Origin of the sequence: Rhizobium sp. BK456 (assembly GCF_014194045.1) — a bacterium.
GTDB classification, from domain to species: Bacteria; Pseudomonadota; Alphaproteobacteria; order Rhizobiales; family Rhizobiaceae; genus Rhizobium; species Rhizobium redzepovicii.
This window is the reverse complement of sequence record NZ_JACIAO010000001.1, coordinates 332715-349794: the sequence shown is the minus strand read 5'-3', so window position 1 is coordinate 349794 and position 17080 is coordinate 332715. Positions and strand designations below refer to the sequence as shown.

The window sequence follows — 17080 nt, the reverse complement described above, 5'->3', positions numbered from 1 at the left end:
AACACCAGAACGCCCGCACGGCAGAGCATTGTTAACGTGTGCGGTCACGCTATGTGACGACCGCTTCTCCGTCTGCCAGGACGGTGAGCGGTCGTGTTCGCGAATCGGGGGAACCTCGAACACTAGATATAGTATCTGAGCCGATAGGCGCGTCAACGATTTCGAATCACTACAAACAGAAATCGTTTGTTTTCCACGTTGTCCACAATTTCCCGCTATGTGATTGAAGATGCTCGCCGCTTCCAAAGCTCAATCATTGAGTTGATCTTCGGCTGCACACGTCGGCGCGCTTCCTTCCGGCGAACGCCAACCAACATAAGCTGGTCGTAATCGGTCATCTGGTGCCGAAGCTCATTCTGCATCGTAACGTCAACCGCTTCGGCTGTTGGTGCACTACGCCAATTCTTCGGCACCGTGCAAATGCGGGTCGCGAAGTAGACGACCGCAAATTCTGGACATGCGGGATATTTGCGGCGAATGAATTCTTCGACTTCAGCTTGGACGAACCACTGCTTTTTCCGCTCGCGCCGTCTTTGGGCACGCGTCTTCACGGCGCATCCCGAAGGCGGTTCTGGACGGTGTAGAAAATCGCGCTGGCAAAGTAGTGGGGGAGATAAGCCGCATCCCGCAAATCCCATTCCTCCTGCGTCATCGCCCTGGCTTCTTGCATCGCCTCACTTACAAGAAGGCCGATTATCCCGACCATGAGGTCGTCGGCGTCCTCTGCGGTCATTCCCTCGTATCTGCTGGACATGATAAACTCCAAAAGGAAAAGGCCCGCCGTGATTGGCGGGCCTGTCGCTCTAGATCATTTCAAAGCCAATTGACGGCATCGTCGTGGTCCGTCCATGCAAGGTGTTCATCCTTGAACTTCTGCAATGACGGGTCGGCCTCGATCGCAACGGCGATGCGACTGCGAACCGATTCGGCGTCGATGGTGCCGTGTCGGTAGTCAGCAAGAATTTCGTCAAAGACGGCGGGCGTGTTCTTCGGCATAGGCATTATGCTGCCTGCATCGTGTCAGTTGAATACCGGTAGATTTCGACCAACTGAGACGATGCATCGTGCACCGCGACCATGGGGCCGTCCGGGGTGTCCTTGAATACCTCGACATAGAAGTCGTCAGCTTCGTAAACCTCGTCTGCAGTAACGGTGTTCTCGCGCTCGCACTTAAAGAGTTCGTGAAGGTAGCTATTGAACTGGTGCCGGCCCATCTGCTCGGTCGGAGTGCCGTTCATGACCATTGCGGCGTATGCGGGCAGCATGATATTTGCGGTCATAAGAACCTCTTTCATCGTAGGTTTGGGGTTTCGATCTACCGAAGCGGCTGCAACTGCTTCGGTAGTTTTCGCTTAAGCTTGAAAGCGAGTTACTTTTCAACAGGATTCTGTAGGTGAGTGATAAGCGCTTGATTTCATTAAGCGACTAGGCGTGGAATCGTGTCCCATTGAGCCATTAGGCAATCAATCGGCCAGATGCCGAGATCGCCGAGCACTTCGATAATCCGCGTGCGGAGATCGTCGGGCGCTGCCGGTTCGAAGTTCCGGGCGATGGCTACGAGGCTGTCGAGGGCTGCATCCGCGCTTGTCAAAGGTAGGAACTCAACCGGATACATGGATTGGGCCAGGGAGATCGACAATATGCCTCTGGGCGCTATCCTTGGTATTGCTGCCACAGGTCAAGCTCCGGAGGAGCCGGCACAGTGACGCCGTAGTCGTCGCCAAAGAGCGTGCGGGCGGATGACGCGATCCTCATGGGCATATTTCCCCGAATCGGAATATCTGATTGCGGCGACACTAAGCGACACGGTTTGTCATTCAAAGTCGGCGTAACCGAGGAATAACCTGGGTGACGGAGCGTGGGAAAAGGCATGATGGATAGCAACCCAAACCTTTTTATCAGCCTTTTTCACTGGCGGCCGGGCGACGGCAGGACGCCAGGCGAGAACTTCCTTACCGAGTCTTTCGTCTACTGTTTGCGCAGGAACGAAACGTTCCGCACGGGGTGGTTCAAAAAGATCCTCGGCAGCGAGGTGATCGATGCCGATTTAAGGATCTGCACGCGGGCCTCACATGTGGATGATGAGCGAGAGACGACGATCTATCCTGACATCGACATCCGAGGAGTTTTGACCTCTGGCCAGCCCTTCTCCCTGCTCGTGGAGGTGAAATGGGGGGCACGATATGATCACTCGCAGATCGCAAAATATGATCGGCTGATTGCAGGTCAACCGAATGCTAACCTGGTTTTCCTAAGCGCGAATTCTATCGACTGTCGCAATGCTTCGACGCAACGCGGCTCGCTCAGTTCTACGTTTCATATCTTTGAATGGCAGCAGATTTACTCTCTTCTCGCCACTTCGTCGCAAGACTGTCGATCTTCACAGGAATTGGTGGAATTCATGAATAAACACGGGCTAAACCCGCCAGAGCCGATTACTCAGAGCCTGCTTCAAAGCTACGTCACCACAAGAGATTTTTTGAAACGTCTCCGGCGCTACTGCGAAAAACTCCTGAATGAATCAGCGTGGGATTTTCTGCCGCCGCACTACCAAGACGCAACACGGCAAGAGGTGAGAGATCAATATGGCCGAATCGCAATCGTTTTTCACCGGCACGACTGGAACGGAACGATCACAATTGGATATCTTCATTCCAACCAGGATCACCGAGTGAAATTCGCTGACGGCAGCGATGCAAGCGTGGACCTGATGATGCGCATAGAAGCCAATCCAACTGTCGTTGGGCGAGCCGAAGTTGTGTCAGCACTCCAAAAGCGGGCCAGTCAAGTCCGGCAATGTGGCGGAGTGGTTCGTCTGGCAGGCGATCGTGACAATCAGAATCCTCATACGCTTTTTATAGCGCAGAGGAGTCTGAGCGAATTCCTCGAAAACAGCGATGAGACGAGTCAGCTCCTCGCTATGCACGCGCAGATCAGAGAATGGTCGACGGTCCTTTTTGGGGGCGGGGAGCTGGAAAAGGCGCTTGAGCGCTTCGATCCGATCGGATGAGGGCAGGCCAAGATGGCGGCACAAGCTAACGCTGTGTCAGCGGGCGCCTTTACTATATTCGCGAAAGCAGGATGATGACCAGGCAGCATGCAACTCCACTCCTAGTCTCGGCCGATGGATCGAGGGTGTCACCAGTTCGGCCGCTCGGGCTTGGGATAGATGGTCACGGGTTGAGCGAGGCTGCGATCCAGGAATTCGTGCATCGCCATCCGTCTTGCTTGCCAATTGCTGAGATTGATCCACTCTTTGTCGATCCTGTTTCAATCTGCCGCGAACTGAATACGCCGGCAGGACCGATCGACAACCTGCTGATCACGGCGACCGGCCTACCTGTTCTGGTCGAATGCAAACTATGGCGCAACCCTGAGGGTCGTCGCGAAGTGGTCGGGCAGATCCTGGACTATTCCAAGGAGCTCACGAAATGGTCAGCTTCCGATTTGCAGCGGGAAGCAAGCCGTCGCCTGGGTCGCAAGGGCAATGTCCTGCTGGATATGGTCAGGGAGGCCGGCCACGATGTGGATGAGATCGCCTTTAATGATGCTCTGACTTTCAACCTGCGACGCGGTCGGTTCTTGCTGCTCATCGTCGGCGACGGAATACGAGAAGGCGTTGAGTCGATCGCCGAGTACTTGCAGGCTCATGCCGGTCTTCATTTCACCTTCGGTCTCGTGGAGATGCCGATCTACCTTATGGAAGACGGCTCGAAGATCATTGTGCCTCGGGTCCTGGCAAGGACGCTGACAATCTCCCGGAACGTTATCTCGGTTCCGGATGGCATGATCATTGCTGAGCCTGATGATGGAGAGGACGAGTCTCAGGGTTCGGCCGACTCGCCGGAGAAACTAGCGGCACGAGCGCGTCGGCGCGAAACGAGACATCAATTCTGGTCAGAGTTCCTTGCCGGCCTGCGCCTCGACGACCCCGAGCAGATGCTGCCGGCTCCGTCTTTTGGCGGACATATCGTGTTCAAGTTCGGTGCTCCCGGTGGCTCCAGTTGGTTGACCGTCTATCGCGAGGGCCGTTCCAATGCTGTCGGACTATTTCTTTCGTCAAATCTGGGCTCACCCGGAGAGCGTGCTTCACTCATGCTTGCAGACCAGGCCGGTGACATAGCCGCTGAACTTTCCGGTGCGACGGTGGATTTTTCGCAGCCACGACCGGATATATCTCAGCAATATGTCGTGGGCGCTCTCGATGGATCTAGTGAACGGCAGCGCGCGATGGCTTGGCTCCGAGAGCGTACCAATGCATTTATCAACTGCTTGCGACCTCGCATAAGGTCCGCCCTGGCGGAAATCAGCAACGACAAAGGTTGATGCTGCTGGCAAACATCGAGCAGCGCCAGCGTCTGCTAACTCAGCCTTCTGCCTTGCCCGCGCTCTCAAAACAGCCGAACACCTGTGAGTTCCGCAAGCTTCCCCACCAGCGCATCCTGAAACCCAGGGTCGCTGACCTCCGCAGCCGCTTCCCGCCGCTGCCGATGATACCAATACCCACCGCTGACCTTGGCGGCCCCATCATCACTTGCCGCAAGCCATGTCTGGGTGAGATGCCCCATCTCCAGGTCATCGGGCGCGCCGGCGCCGCCCATCTTGGTCGGCACCCAGCCGGGGTCTACCGCGTTGCTCAGAACATCAGGCCAATGGCGGGCGATGGCGGCGGCGAGGGTGGCGATATGGAGCTTGCTTTCCGAATAGGCCTGGCTGGCGTTCCATGGCCGCCGCTGCCAGTCGATATCGTCAAGGCTGCTGGCGCCGCTGCGGTGCATGCCGCTCGTGAGATAGACCAGGCGATCGGGACGGGCGATCCAGGCGGTGAGCAGATAGGGGGCAAGCACATTCACCGCCAGCGTCTTGGCGTGACCATCAGGCGTTTCGCCGCGGCTCCTCTCGAGATAGATGCCGGCATTGTGGATGACGGCGTCCATGCGGCCGATGGCGTTGACCTGCTCGGCAATCGATTGCGTTTCCGTGGCGCTGGCGAGATCGCCGATGACGAGGCCGAGCGCGGCAGAGGAAACCGCTGATATGGCGGCGGCGCGCTCCCGGGAGCGGGCGTGCAGCACGACGTCGTGGCCTTCCTTCATCAGGGTGCGGGCGGCGGCAAGGCCGAGGCCATCGGTGGAACCGGTGATGAAAATACGGCTCATGGGGTGTCCTTTCGCGGCGGCGTGGAGGGCGTCAGTCAAGCAGCTTTCGTTGGGCTGCTCAATGCGGGAGTTGGGGCGTGGGTTCCCGTGCTCCCAGGTGAGGATCCATGGGAATTTACCGATCGGGATATTTCGGGATGTGGAGCGGAGTTGAGGCTATGAATTTTCCCGCTCGGTAATATGGCTGGTGGCGCTTCGCAGGTCTGTCCTCTCAGCGTGAGGATTTACGGCTGCCCTTCGTGCCCATGCCTGCCCCTCACCCTAACCCTCTCCCCGTAAAAACGGGGCGAGGGGACGTACCTCGCGAGAGGTTACTGGGGGACGGAGAGGTTGCGGCATATCCCCTTCGCCCCGCCTGCGGGCGTCCGAAGGACGGGGCGAGACACGTGGCTCGACCCAGGGAGAGGTTCCGGCAGGCGGATGAGGGGCATTTTTCACGGTGATTTCAGTGGCTTGACTCCAGTGCCCGCCGGCATCATGGCGGCGGGTGTAGATCCTCGGGTCAAGCCCGAGGATGACGGAGGATGGGGTGGGGCTCGGCGAAAACGGCAACGTCAGCCTGCGCCACTCGACCCCGCCACTTCACCAAACGCCACCTCACACGCCCGCTTCACGCCGCCGCTCCGCCCCCGCCGCAATCGTCTGCACCAGCTCATCCACCTCCCGCGCCAGCCGCTCCAGCGGCAGGCCGACGAAGCGGCCTTCGAGGCTGATGCTCACCACCCCATGCACGGCGCCAAACAGCGTGCGGGCGCGGATGGCCCGGTCTGCGGGGGGCATGTCGGGTTGCAGTTCGGCCAGCGGTTCGGCGATCACGTCCATCAGGAAGAGGTGTTCGTCGAGGTGCCACTGTGGTGTCGGGCTGGTGTCGGGGGGGAAGTGGTCGAACAGCGCCTTCCAGAGGTTCCGGTGCTCGACGGCGAAGCTGAGGTAGCCCTGCGCCAGGTTGCGCAGCCGGTCGGTCGGCGGCTTGTCCTTGGTTTCGGAAAGCGTCAGCCTCGCCTCCAGCGCCTTCAGCGTGGCGGAGTTGACGTGGATGACGAGCTCGGCGAGGTCTGAAAAGACCGTGTAGAGGCCGCCAAGCGCGCAGCCGGCATCCTGGGTGATGTCGCGGGCGCGCAGATTGGTCAGCCCGTCGCGGGCGATGCGATCGCGCGCCGCCTCGATCAGCCGGGCCTTCAGGTCTTCGCGTTTTTCTTCTCGTCTGCCGGCCATTAACCATTCCACTTCGATTTTTTGAACGTCGTTCAAAATTTATCTTGAACGACGTTCATGATTCTGGCATAACACCTCTCGTGAACAACGTTCATAAACCGGAGGAAGGAAATGTTCAAACTGATTTCCATTTTGTTGCGGGGCAGGGCGCATGATGCCGAACAGGCCTTCGCCGACTGCCACGCCGTGCCGCTGCTTGCCCAGCAGATCCGCGATGCCGCCCAATCGATCCAGTCGGCGCGCCGCAGCGTCGCCGTCGCCATCGCCCAGAACGAACAGGAGAGGGTGCAGCACGCAGCGATCGTCGCCCGCATCGCCGATCTCGAAAACCGCGCCTCCGCCGCATTGGCGAAGGGCAATGAGGGCCTGGCCCGCGAGGCGGCCGAAGCGATCGCCTATCTCGAAGCCGAGCGCGATGCATCGGAGAAGGCGCAAGGTCAGTTCACCAGCTCCATCGACAAGCTGAAGGCGATCGTCCGCGCCTCCGAGGCGCGGCTGCAGGAATTGCAGCGCGGCGAGCGGCTGGCGCGGGCCACGCAGGAGGCGCAGAAGCTCGATGTCGTCGTCGCCGGTCCGGGCCTTGCGACGCTCGACGATGCCGAGGAGACCCTGGCCCGCCTTCGCCTGCGCCAGAGCCAGAATGAGCTGACGGCCGCAGCCCTGAAGGACATGGAAGGCGCCATCCGCCCGGCCGGCATCATCGAGAAGCTTGCCAATGCCGGCTGCGGGGCGCCGCTGCGCTCATCCGCCGATGATGTGCTGGCGCGGCTGAAGAGCCGCATCACGCCTGCTGCCTGAAATTGCATCCATCGAACCATTCATCCATCGAACCATAGGGACCACTGATATGAACGACAGTTTCCAGAAACATTCCTCAAGCTGGGTCAGCTTCTCCTACATCTCCTTCGGCTCGGCCGCCTTCATGCTGGCGCTTGGCCTTTACATGATGCCGCTCGATCTCTGGGGCAAAGGCTATCTCGCCATGGGCATTCTAATGCTGGTGCAGACCACGGTGAACATCACCAAGACGCTGCGCGACAATGCCGAATCCGAGAAGCTGATCCGCAAGGTCGAGGATGCCCGCACCGAGAAACTGCTGGTCAAGTTCAATCGTAACGATGAAGATTGATCTTCGTTAACCGCACTGCAGAGTTGTTATCGCACTCAACTATTGCGTAACAACTCTGTGGCCTTCTCTGCCTGCCGAAAGAGGAACGAGCCCGTGCAACACAATCTGATGACATCAAGGAAATTCGCGCCGCTGTTCTGGACCCAGTTCCTCACGGCCTTCAACGACAATTTTCTGAAGAACACCCTGGTGTTCCTCATTCTCTTCAAAATGTCGGCGAGCGAGGGGGCTGCGCTGGTGACGCTGGCCGGCGTCATCCTCATCGTGCCCTTCCTGCTGCTGTCGGCGCTCGGCGGCGAACTGGCCGACAAGCATGACAAGGCAAAGATTGCCGAGCTGTTGAAACGCTGCGAGATCGCCATTGCCGGGCTTGCCGTCGTCGGTCTGGCGTTTTCCTCGATTTTCGTGCTGATGGCGGCGCTGTTTGGGTTCGGCGTCGTCTCGGCGCTGTTCGGGCCGATCAAATACGGCATCCTGCCCGATCATCTCGAGCGCCGCGACCTGCCGAAGGCCAATGCCTGGATCGAGGGCGGCACCTTCATCGCCATCCTCGCCGGCACGATCATCGCCGCCTTCGCCTTCTCCGGCGGTGACAATGTGCTGATCTTCGGCACGATGATGATGGGGCTTTCGGTGCTCTGCTGGCTGGCCAGCCGGATGATCCCGCCCACCGGCTCCAAGGCGCCGGATCTCGAAATCGACCGCAATGTCATCCGCTCCAGCTACACCCTCGTCATGGAAATCCGCGCCGATAAACGGCTGTGGCGGTCGGCGCTGATGAATTGCTGGTTCTGGCTGGTCGGCGCCTTCGTTCTCTCCATCCTGCCGACCATGGTGACCGAGCTGCTCGGCGGCTCCGAGCTCGTCGTGCCGGCCTATCTCACCGTCTTTGCCATTGCCGTTGCCGTCGGCTCGGCGATTGCCGCCTGGATGTCCTCCGGCCGCATCGTGCTGCTGCCGGCCCCCGTCGGCACGGCGCTGCTCGGCCTCTTCAGCCTCGATCTCGCCTGGAACCTCTGGGGCCTGGCTTCGGTGAGCCACGCGACGACGATCGCCACCTTCTTTGCCGGTGAGAATACCATCCGCGTCGCCATCGATCTCGCCGGCATGGCAATTTCTGGCGCCTTCATCGCCGTGCCGACTTTCGCCGCTTTGCAGACCTGGGCGCATGAGGACCGCCGCGCCCGCGTCATCGGCGCCGCCAATGTGCTGTCTGCCCTGTTCATCACCGTCGGTCTCGGCCTGGTTGCCGCCGTCCAGGCGCTCGGCGCTTCCATTCCGCAGATCCTGATCGGCCTCGGCATCATCAATTTTGCCGTTGCCTGGCTGATGCTGAAGACGCTGCCCACCAATCCCTTCCGCGATTTCATCTCGATCCTGTTCCGCGCCTTCATGCGGCTGGAGGTCGAGGGGCTTGAGAATATCAAGAAGGCCGGCCGCGCGCCGATCATTGCGCTGAACCATGTCAGCCTGCTCGACGGTGCGCTCGCGCTTGCCATCACCGAGGAAGAGCCGACCTTTGCCGTCGATTACAAGATCGCCCAGGCCTGGTGGGTGCGGCCCTTCCTGAAGATGTGCAAATTCCTGCCGCTCGACCCGACCAAGCCGATGGCGACGCGTTCGCTGATCAAGGTGGTGCAGGAGGGCAACCCGATCGGCATTTTCCCCGAGGGCCGCCTGACGGTGACCGGCACGCTGATGAAGGTCTATGACGGTGCCGCCATGGTCGCCGACAAGACAGGCTCGATGGTCGTGCCGGTGAAGATCGACGGGCTGGAGAAGAGTTATCTCTCCTATCTCGATAACGGCAAGATCCGCCGCCGGCTGTTCCCCAAGGTCAAGGTCACCATTCTCGAGCCGGTGAAGCTGGAAGTGCCGCCGGAGTTGAAAGGCCGCAAGCGTCGCACGGCGGCAGGTGCTGCCCTCTATCAGGTGATGTCGAACCTGCTGTTCCAGACCGCCGATACCTCGTCGACCGTGCTCGACCGCGTCATTCAGGCAGGTGGCGAATTCGGCATGGGCAAGCTTGCCGTCGAAGATCCGGTCACCGGCCGGCTGACCTATGGCAAGCTGCTCACAGGCGCTGCCGTGCTCGGCGCAAAATTCCGCGCCCGCTTCCCGGAAACCAACCTTGGCGTCATGCTGCCGAATGCCAATGGCGCCGCTGCCACCCTTCTCGGCGTGATGACCGCGGGCAAGGTGCCGGCGATGCTGAACTTCACCGCTGGTGCCGCCAATATCCTCTCCGCCTGCAAGGCCGCCGAAGTCAAGCATGTGCTGACCTCGCGCGCCTTCGTCACCCAGGCCAAGCTCGGTGCCGTGATCGAGGAGATGGAAAAGCAGGTGACGATCGTCTGGCTCGATGATCTCAGGGCCGAAATCTCACTCAAGGACAAGATCCTGGGTTATCTCAGGAAGGCGCGGCCGCTGGTGAAGCGTAAGCCGGATGATCCGGCCGTCATCCTCTTCACCTCGGGTTCCGAGGGCACGCCGAAGGGCGTGGTGCTGACCCACCGCAACATCCTGTCGAACGCCGCCCAGGCCGCCGCCCGCATCGATTTCCACAGCGGTGACAAGGTGTTCAACATCCTGCCGGTGTTCCATTCCTTCGGGCTGACGGCCGGCACGGTGCTGCCGCTGATCTCGGGCGTGCCTGTTTATTTCTATCCGTCGCCGCTGCATTACCGCATCGTGCCGGAACTGATCTATGTCTCCAATGCCACGATCATCTTCGGCACCGACACCTTCCTCAACGGCTATTCGAGGACGGCGCATCCCTACGATTTCCGCTCGATCCGCTACATCTTCTCCGGCGCCGAGCCGGTGAAGGCCGCAACCCGCCAGACCTATATGGAAAAATTCGGCCTGCGCATCCTCGAAGGTTACGGCGTCACCGAGACCGCGCCGGTGATTTCGATCAACACGCCGATGTACAACAAGTCGGGCACGGTCGGCAAAATCCTGCCGGGCATGGAATGGAAGCTCGAACCGGTGCCCGGCATCGAGGAGGGCGGCCGGCTGCATGTGCGCGGCGCCAATGTCATGGCAGGTTACCTCCGCGCCGAAAGGCCCGGCGTGCTCGAGCCGTTGGTCGATGGCTGGCACGACACCGGCGATATCGTCACCATCGACGAGGATGGCTTCGTCAAGATCCGCGGCCGCGCCAAACGCTTCGCCAAGATCGGCGGCGAAATGATCTCGCTCGCCGCCGTCGAGACGCTGGCCGCCGAGCTCTGGCCGGGCGCCCTCTCGGTCGTCTCGTCGCTGCCCGACGCCAAGAAGGGCGAGCGGCTGGTACTGCTCACCGACGCCCCCACCGCCACCCGCGCCGAATTCCTCGCCTTCGCCAAGTCGAAGGGCGCGATGGACATGATGGTGCCGGCCGAGGTCAATATCGGCAAGGTGCCGGTGCTGGGCTCCGGCAAGGTCGATTTCGTCGCGGCGCGCAAGCTGGCGGAGAGCGTGGCCGAGAAGGGGGAGGCGGCTTAGGCGGACTTAGGTTTGGGGCGTCGCGTCCTGCGGCACCCCCCTCTGCCCTGCCGGACATCTCCCCCACAAGGAGGGAGATCGGCAGGAGGCCAACGCTCGGTCCCACTTTGCCGGTAAGTTGATTCCAAATGGCAATTGTTTGGGGAAGCCCTAACGTCTATCCGATCTCCCCCGTTGTGGGGGAGATGTCCGGCAGGACAGAGGAGGGAGCCCCCGCCACGCGCCAACAGAAGCGCACCACGACCGGCTAACTCACCGCCGCCCGCTCCGTCGTCTCCAGCCGCAACCCCAGCACCAGCGGCACGGCGAGCGCGTAGACGGCGACGACCGATAGCCAGATCGCGCCCGGCCATTCCTCTTGGAAGAGGAAATAGAGGCTGGAAAAGCCGAGCGGCGCGACGATCGAGGCGAGGCTGACGGCTGAGGCCAGCACGCCCTGGAACTGGCCCTGGCTATTTTCATCGACCTGCCGGGTCGCCAGCGACTGCAGCGCCGGCACGCCGATGCCGCCAAGCGCAAAGACCGGCATGATCGCGAAGATCATCCAGCCCTGGCCGGCGAAGGCCATGACGGTGAGCGCGAGTGAGACGGCGGCAACACCCACGAGGATCGCGGCGCGTTCGCCGAGCAACCGGACCGCCGGCCCCGGCAGCAAGGCCTGGGCAAATGTCTGGCAGATGCCGAAGGCGCCCAGCGAAAGGCCGATCGACAGCCCGTTCCAGTGAAAGGCCTCGCTGCCCCACAGCGCCCAACAGGTGCCGTAGGCCTCGCCGGTGGCGCTGAAGATGAAGAACAGGGTGACGACCGGCAGCAGGCTTTTGACCTCCAGCACCGACCGCAGCGGTTTCAGCGGATTGAGCGCCGCCAGATCGATCGTCTCGCGGCTGCCCGGCCGCGATTCCGGCAGGATGAAGAAGGCAAGCAGCAGGTTGGCGCCATTGAGCACGGCGGCTGCGATAAACGGCAGCCGCAACCAATGATCGCCGAGCACGCCGCCGAGCACCGGGCCGATGATGAAGCCGAGGCCGAACATGGCGTTGAACAGGCCGAAGCGGCGGGCGCGTTTCTCCTCCGGCGAAATGTCGGTGATATAGGCGGTGGCGACCGAGATATTGGCGCTGGTCAGCCCGGCGATCGCCCGGCCGACGAACAGCAATGCGAGATTGGGCGCAAAGGCGAGGAACAGGTAGTTGACGGCGGCGCCGGCGAGCGAAATCAGCAGCACGGGCCGTCGGCCGAGCCGATCGCTCAGCGCCCCGAGCACCGGCGCGAAGATGAACTGCATCACCGCATAGAGCGCCGTCATCGTGCCGATATACGGTGCGACGTTTTCGGCATGGGTGATATCGCGCAGCAGCGACGGCAGGATCGGGAAAATCAGCCCGATGCCGACGGCATCGAGGACAATGGCGGTAAAGATGACGATAAGGGATCTGGTCATGGGTGCGTTCCGGGTCGACGCAAGCCCGCAGGACCGTCAGCGCCTCCCTGATTTCTGCAAATCACGGAATTGCATCGGGACGCCGATGGCTCACGATAAGGCCTGATCTTTGTCAGGCGATTGGTTTCTAGGGGGTGCTGGCCGAACCATGGCTGATGCGCATGGCTGGCGTGTACTCGACCGCCTGGACGACCCATTCGTCCACCTGTTTACTCCGCCACTGAGCGGATCAAGGGAGGCAGTCGCTTTTCGCGACGGGCAAGACATACGCCGGATGGTTGAGTAGGGCAAGCCTGTTTTTGTGTGGTCAATTCTCCGCCGACCGCCCGAGATTTGTTCCTCACGCCGGTCGGTGTCGGCAGACGGATGAGGCCAACCCCAACCTGCCTCATTCCTGTGACGAGCACAGGAATGAGGGAGGTTCGGATGACGCGGCTCGGCCCCCCGCCAAGCGCGCCAACATGAACGCCGCACCCCCAATGGCGCGTTTCGTCTGTCGTTCGGCGCATATGAGGTTGTCCCGCCGGGGCAGTCGCTTCACCATGAGGCAACTTCAGCTCGGGGAACAGACAGGCAGGCCATGACCGATATCGCGCAGATGCAGGAACAGCGATTGAGCGCCCTTCGACAGACTGCGTCGGGTGCGCCGAAGCTGCCGTCCAACCCGTTCTTCGGCGTCGGGCCGATCACCGATGCGACGACCGATGAAGTGGATAGCCGCCTGCGGCGCATCGCCTTCGACGCCTGGATCGAGAAGACCTATCGCAAGTTCGACGATCGGGGCAACGATATCGGCGGCTTCACCACGGCCGAGATTTCCCGCAGCATGCATCGCGGCTATCCGGCCGACAAGATCCTGACCGACATGATGCGGGCGATCCATCGTTATTTTGGTTTCCCCAAGACCAACCGCATGGCGGTGGGGCTCGGCGGCGGCCATAGCGGGTTCACCGTCTGCATCCAGCACCTGATGAATGCCAACGACGCCGGCCAGCGCGTCTATGTCGATACGCCGCGGCCGGAGAGCGATCCGTCCAAGGCCGCCGGCTTCTTCCGCCAGTCCTGGGCAACACAGCTGATCGAGATGCAGCGCTTCGCCGAAAAGGGTTGCGAAAGCCGCATTCATTTCGCCGCCTCCGAGGGCGTGATCCCGACGGCGGCCGAACTGTCCTCCCTTGGCGTTTCGATCTTCGTCGGCGTCGGCCACGAGACGACGGGGGCGAACGCCTATACCAGCGCCGAAATCCACGAACTGTTGAACTGGCTCGACGGCGATCCGGCCAACCGCCATGCGGTGTTCGACGCTACCTCGATGCTCGGCGCCATGCCGTGGGAGCCCGAGCTGGTCAGCGCCGTGATGGCGAAGTGCTGCCTGTTCATGCCCTTCCAGAAGGCGATCGGCGGGGTATCAGGCTATTTCGTCGCCTCCTTCACCCCGCATGCCCTGGCGCTGATCGAGAAGAACCAGCAGGATCCGGCCTGGGCGATCCCGCGCCAGTTGAAGATCGCCCCGCCGATCGATCCGCGGCAGCCGTTTTCGGCCAAGCGCTCCGTCGATGCCGGGCCGTTCTTCGATCCGGCCGAAGACCGCATGCTCGGTGGCGTCATCAACACCTACAGCGCGCTCGCCTTTGCCGAGACCACTTTCGGCCTGCTGCAGTCGGAGGCCCGGGTCGGCTCCGTCGTCGAGCTCAACCGCCGCTCCGCCGCCAACCGCGCCGTGATCGACGAGTGGGTCAAGTCGCATCCGCTGCTGTCGCTGACCGTCACCGATGCCGAGCGGCGTGGCGCGGCCGTGACGCTGCTGAAGGTCGAGGACGACGGCATCACCGATGCCGGCCTCCATGCCCGCATCATCGCCCGTTCCAAGCAGCTGCTCGGTTATGAGGGCATCACCCATCCGAACGGCGAATACGAGCCGGGCCTCGACGCGGCCCGCTATGTCAACGCCTTCCCGGGCACACCAGGCGATTACCGCGCCTGGGTCGGCGGCATCCGCGAGCCCGAAGATGTCGTGGCGCTGCTGGAAAATCTTGAATACGCTTATCTCCGCGCCAAGATCGTCGTTCTCGAAGAGGAGCTGGCAAAACACGGCGTCACCTTCGAGTCTCCCGTCAAGACCGATGGCGCCGTGCGCAAGGACGATCCGAACCGCGCCTATACGGTGCTGGTCGCCGATCTTGTGGGCCTGCGCTTCGGCGCCGACAGCGAGCCCGATTACAGCGAGGTCAAGGCCTATATCGAGGAGAAGGGCGGCAGCTTCCATCTCGGCCCGCTCAGTGACCGTTCGGTGCTCGAAAAAGGCCGCATCCACTTCTTCTATCAGCCGAACCTCAGCACCGAGGCGGAGATCCTGCCGCAGACCGACAAGGGCCAGTATGACGCGCTGATCGCGGCGGCGACCTTCATCCCGAAGGCCTCCGTCTTTTCGCTCGGCGGCGTGCGCATCGGCGCCGGCACCGGCAATATGGGCTCGGCTTCCTGGGGCGGCGGCAATGGCGAGGGCGGCAATGCGCCCCTGATGAACACGCCCGGCATCAACAGCCGGGCGACCGCCCAGATGGCTCTCAAGGCGATCCTGAAGGTCGTGCCCGACCTGCCGGTCGACCGGCTTCACCGGATGGTCGCCGGCGGCGATTTCGATACCGGCCGCCAGCTCAAGGATTTCCCGACGGCAAAGCTCGAGGGCCGCAAGCTTGCCGTTCTCGGCTACGGCAATATCGGCCGCGAAGTCGCCAAGCTCGCCAAGGCCTTCGGCATGAAGGTGGCGATCTATGCCCGCGAACATCACAAGCGCTGGATCGAGGCCGAGGGCTTCGACTATGCCGCAAGCGCCGTCGAAGCGGCAAGCGGCGCCGACGTGCTCTCCGTCCATATCGGCCTTGGCCGCCTGGACGCATCGACCGGCACCTATTCCAATGCCGGCACCGTCGATGCCAAGGTGCTCGGCGCCATGAAGGACGGCGCGGTGCTCGTCAATTACGACCGCGGCGAAGTCGTCGATCCATATGCGCTCGATGCGGCACTTTCTTCAGGCAAGATCGCCCATGCGGCAATCGACGCCGATCTCTTCAGGGATGCGGCGACCGGCACGCTCAGCGGCCCGATGCTGCCTTACCTGCCGCTCGAAGAGCGCCATAAGGGCAAGCTCGAACTGCTGCCGCATGCCGCCGCCGACACCGACCACCCTTCGCGGGTGACCGGCGCCAAGCAGGCGGTCGACCAGATCTTCGACGTCATCCGCTTCAAATCCGTCGTCAATCTGAAGGGCGACCTGCCTGAGGGTTACGTCTCCGGCGGCAGCCGCACACCGGCCGGCATCGGCCGGGTGACGAAGCAGGTCGTCGCCGAAGCCGGCGGCAAGGCGAAGCTGCTCGAAGAACTGCGCCAGGCCTCGGAAAAGATCGCCGCCATCACTGGCGCGCTGTCGGCCGTTTCCGATCCGGATCATCGCCAGCGGATCGTCGAGCGTTACACGAGCCTGCTGGTCGAAAATGCCGACCGGCAGCGGGCGCTGCTCGACCAGCTTGGCCTGTATGGGCCGGCGGAGGGGTGAGCTGCAGCGGCGCGGTTCGGGCCAAGCCCCAAACCCCGCCCCAACCCCTCTCCACAAGGGGGAGGGGCTAACGTGCGGCACCGCTTCACGTAATCTCCATCGTACCGAACCGTGGGGCGATAACAGCCAGCAAGAACTCGTCTTCTGGCCACCGCCGAACACCACAGCTTAGTTCCTTCCCCTTGTGGGGAGGGTCTTGCGGCGGGCGCATGGAGGATCCGGAGCGGCAGCCCAAAAACAAACAGGCGGCACATCGGCCGCCTGTTTTCGTGTCTTCGGGTTGCCCGTTACTTCTGTTCCGGCGCCAGGAACTCGGCGCAATAGGACGGACCGTTGACGCCGGGAATGTCGGCGACGGTGCGGATGTCGCGGATCGTGTAATCCGAGCTGGTGGTAATTTCGGCCTGGCAGCGCAGATAGGCGGTGCGGGCGGACGCGATCTGCTTGCCGCGCTTGCCGTCGGCGCCTTCGGCATATTTGGCCGGAATGCGCACGGTCTTGTAGCCGCCGCGCCAGGTATAGACGGTGGTTGCGCCTTCCTCGCGGTCGCTGAGCGGCGGCCCGTAGGCGGCAAAGAAGATGCCGGCCGATTTGCCGACCCAGCGGGCCTCGATCGGATTGCCGGCGGAAGGAATGGTGGTGCATCCGGCAAGCCCAATTGCAAGCCCGGCCGCGGTGATGGTGCGGAGTTTCATCGTGTTGTCCCTGGTCTCTAGCGCAGTGGCTGCGAATCCGCTCTCTACGCGCGGTTTCGCCTGTCCCGTCGAGCCCTTTAGCGCGGAACCCGGCAAAAGAAAATTGCCCCCGTCGCACTTCCCGACGATTTGCTCCGGGTGTGTCTTTTTGCTGCAGCAGCGCACCGCCGCGCCCTGTCATCAACCCGTCAAAAATTCCACCGGATTTTTGGAATTTGGTGCTTGTGCAACCAGATAGGCTGTTCTATAGAAGCGCCGCTGGTCACGGAGTGTAGCGCAGTCTGGTAGCGCACCACGTTCGGGACGTGGGGGTCGAGTGTTCGAATCACTCCACTCCGACCAGCCGTAAACTACTGATTTAATTCACGTAATTTACCACATTCCCGAAATCAAATA

14 protein-coding genes and 1 tRNA gene are annotated in these 17080 nt (G+C 61.7%); 7 read left to right on the top strand and 8 right to left on the bottom strand.

Features of this window, described 5'->3' with window-relative positions; translation table 11 throughout:
* Window positions 1-215: 215 nt before the first annotated feature.
* Genes FHX03_RS02070 through FHX03_RS02055 form a run of 4 tightly spaced genes read right to left on the bottom strand, consistent with a single transcriptional unit; the run spans window position 216 to window position 1280 of the window.
* On the bottom strand, window positions 216-551 hold the full coding sequence (locus FHX03_RS02070; protein ID WP_312865330.1) for a DUF2293 domain-containing protein: 336 nt from the start codon (window positions 549-551) through the stop codon (window positions 216-218).
* Complete coding sequence (locus FHX03_RS02065; RefSeq protein WP_183852370.1) at window positions 548-754, bottom strand: hypothetical protein; 207 nt, start codon at window positions 752-754, stop codon at window positions 548-550. Before FHX03_RS02065 ends, FHX03_RS02070 begins: the two co-directional genes overlap by 4 nt.
* Before the next feature lie 59 nt (window positions 755-813).
* Window positions 814-996: a hypothetical protein gene (locus tag FHX03_RS02060; protein ID WP_183852368.1), complete on the bottom strand. Its 183-nt coding sequence runs from the start codon at window positions 994-996 to the stop codon at window positions 814-816.
* Between the two features lie 5 nt (window positions 997-1001).
* Window positions 1002-1280: a hypothetical protein gene (locus FHX03_RS02055; protein ID WP_183852366.1), complete on the bottom strand. Its 279-nt coding sequence runs from the start codon at window positions 1278-1280 to the stop codon at window positions 1002-1004.
* A 590-nt stretch (window positions 1281-1870) separates the two neighbouring features.
* Between FHX03_RS02055 and FHX03_RS02050 the strand changes: the two genes are divergently transcribed.
* Entirely contained in the window at window positions 1871-3010 is a 1140-nt protein-coding gene (locus tag FHX03_RS02050) for a PD-(D/E)XK nuclease family protein (protein ID WP_183852364.1), read from the top strand.
* Window positions 3011-3180: 170 nt separating this feature from the next.
* Window positions 3181-4326: a DUF4263 domain-containing protein gene (locus FHX03_RS02045; protein ID WP_246699182.1), complete on the top strand. Its 1146-nt coding sequence runs from the start codon at window positions 3181-3183 to the stop codon at window positions 4324-4326.
* A 65-nt stretch (window positions 4327-4391) separates the two neighbouring features.
* Here the strand turns inward: FHX03_RS02045 and FHX03_RS02040 are convergent, their stop codons facing one another.
* Window positions 4392-5159: an SDR family NAD(P)-dependent oxidoreductase gene (locus FHX03_RS02040; RefSeq protein ID WP_183852362.1), complete on the bottom strand. Its 768-nt coding sequence runs from the start codon at window positions 5157-5159 to the stop codon at window positions 4392-4394.
* A gap of 597 nt (window positions 5160-5756) precedes the next feature.
* Complete coding sequence (locus FHX03_RS02035) at window positions 5757-6374, bottom strand: TetR/AcrR family transcriptional regulator (RefSeq protein WP_183852950.1); 618 nt, start codon at window positions 6372-6374, stop codon at window positions 5757-5759.
* A gap of 111 nt (window positions 6375-6485) precedes the next feature.
* Here FHX03_RS02035 and FHX03_RS02030 point away from each other — a divergent pair, with 111 nt between their 5' ends.
* The 3 genes from FHX03_RS02030 (at window position 6486) to FHX03_RS02020 (ending at window position 10992) form a co-directional block, all read left to right on the top strand.
* Window positions 6486-7172 (top strand): PspA/IM30 family protein, encoded by a 687-nt coding sequence (locus tag FHX03_RS02030; RefSeq protein ID WP_183852361.1) that lies wholly within the window; start codon window positions 6486-6488, stop codon window positions 7170-7172.
* A 49-nt stretch (window positions 7173-7221) separates the two neighbouring features.
* A complete protein-coding gene (locus FHX03_RS02025) occupies window positions 7222-7503 on the top strand; it encodes a YiaA/YiaB family inner membrane protein (RefSeq protein ID WP_003557239.1) in 282 nt (93 codons plus the stop codon).
* Window positions 7504-7596: 93 nt separating this feature from the next.
* On the top strand, window positions 7597-10992 hold the full coding sequence (locus FHX03_RS02020; protein WP_183852359.1) for an acyl-[ACP]--phospholipid O-acyltransferase: 3396 nt from the start codon (window positions 7597-7599) through the stop codon (window positions 10990-10992).
* Between the two features lie 247 nt (window positions 10993-11239).
* On the opposite strand, the gene FHX03_RS02015 is transcribed toward FHX03_RS02020, so the two are convergent.
* Window positions 11240-12433: a TCR/Tet family MFS transporter gene (locus tag FHX03_RS02015; protein ID WP_183777349.1), complete on the bottom strand. Its 1194-nt coding sequence runs from the start codon at window positions 12431-12433 to the stop codon at window positions 11240-11242.
* Between the two features lie 580 nt (window positions 12434-13013).
* On the opposite strand from FHX03_RS02015, the gene FHX03_RS02010 reads away from it, so the two are divergent.
* Entirely contained in the window at window positions 13014-15989 is a 2976-nt protein-coding gene (locus tag FHX03_RS02010; RefSeq protein ID WP_183852357.1) for an NAD(P)-dependent oxidoreductase, read from the top strand.
* A gap of 287 nt (window positions 15990-16276) precedes the next feature.
* Here the strand turns inward: FHX03_RS02010 and FHX03_RS02005 are convergent, their stop codons facing one another.
* Window positions 16277-16684: a hypothetical protein gene (locus FHX03_RS02005; protein WP_097627314.1), complete on the bottom strand. Its 408-nt coding sequence runs from the start codon at window positions 16682-16684 to the stop codon at window positions 16277-16279.
* A 265-nt stretch (window positions 16685-16949) separates the two neighbouring features.
* On the opposite strand from FHX03_RS02005, the gene FHX03_RS02000 reads away from it, so the two are divergent.
* A tRNA-Pro gene (locus FHX03_RS02000) sits at window positions 16950-17026 on the top strand.
* Window positions 17027-17080: the final 54 nt, after the last annotated feature.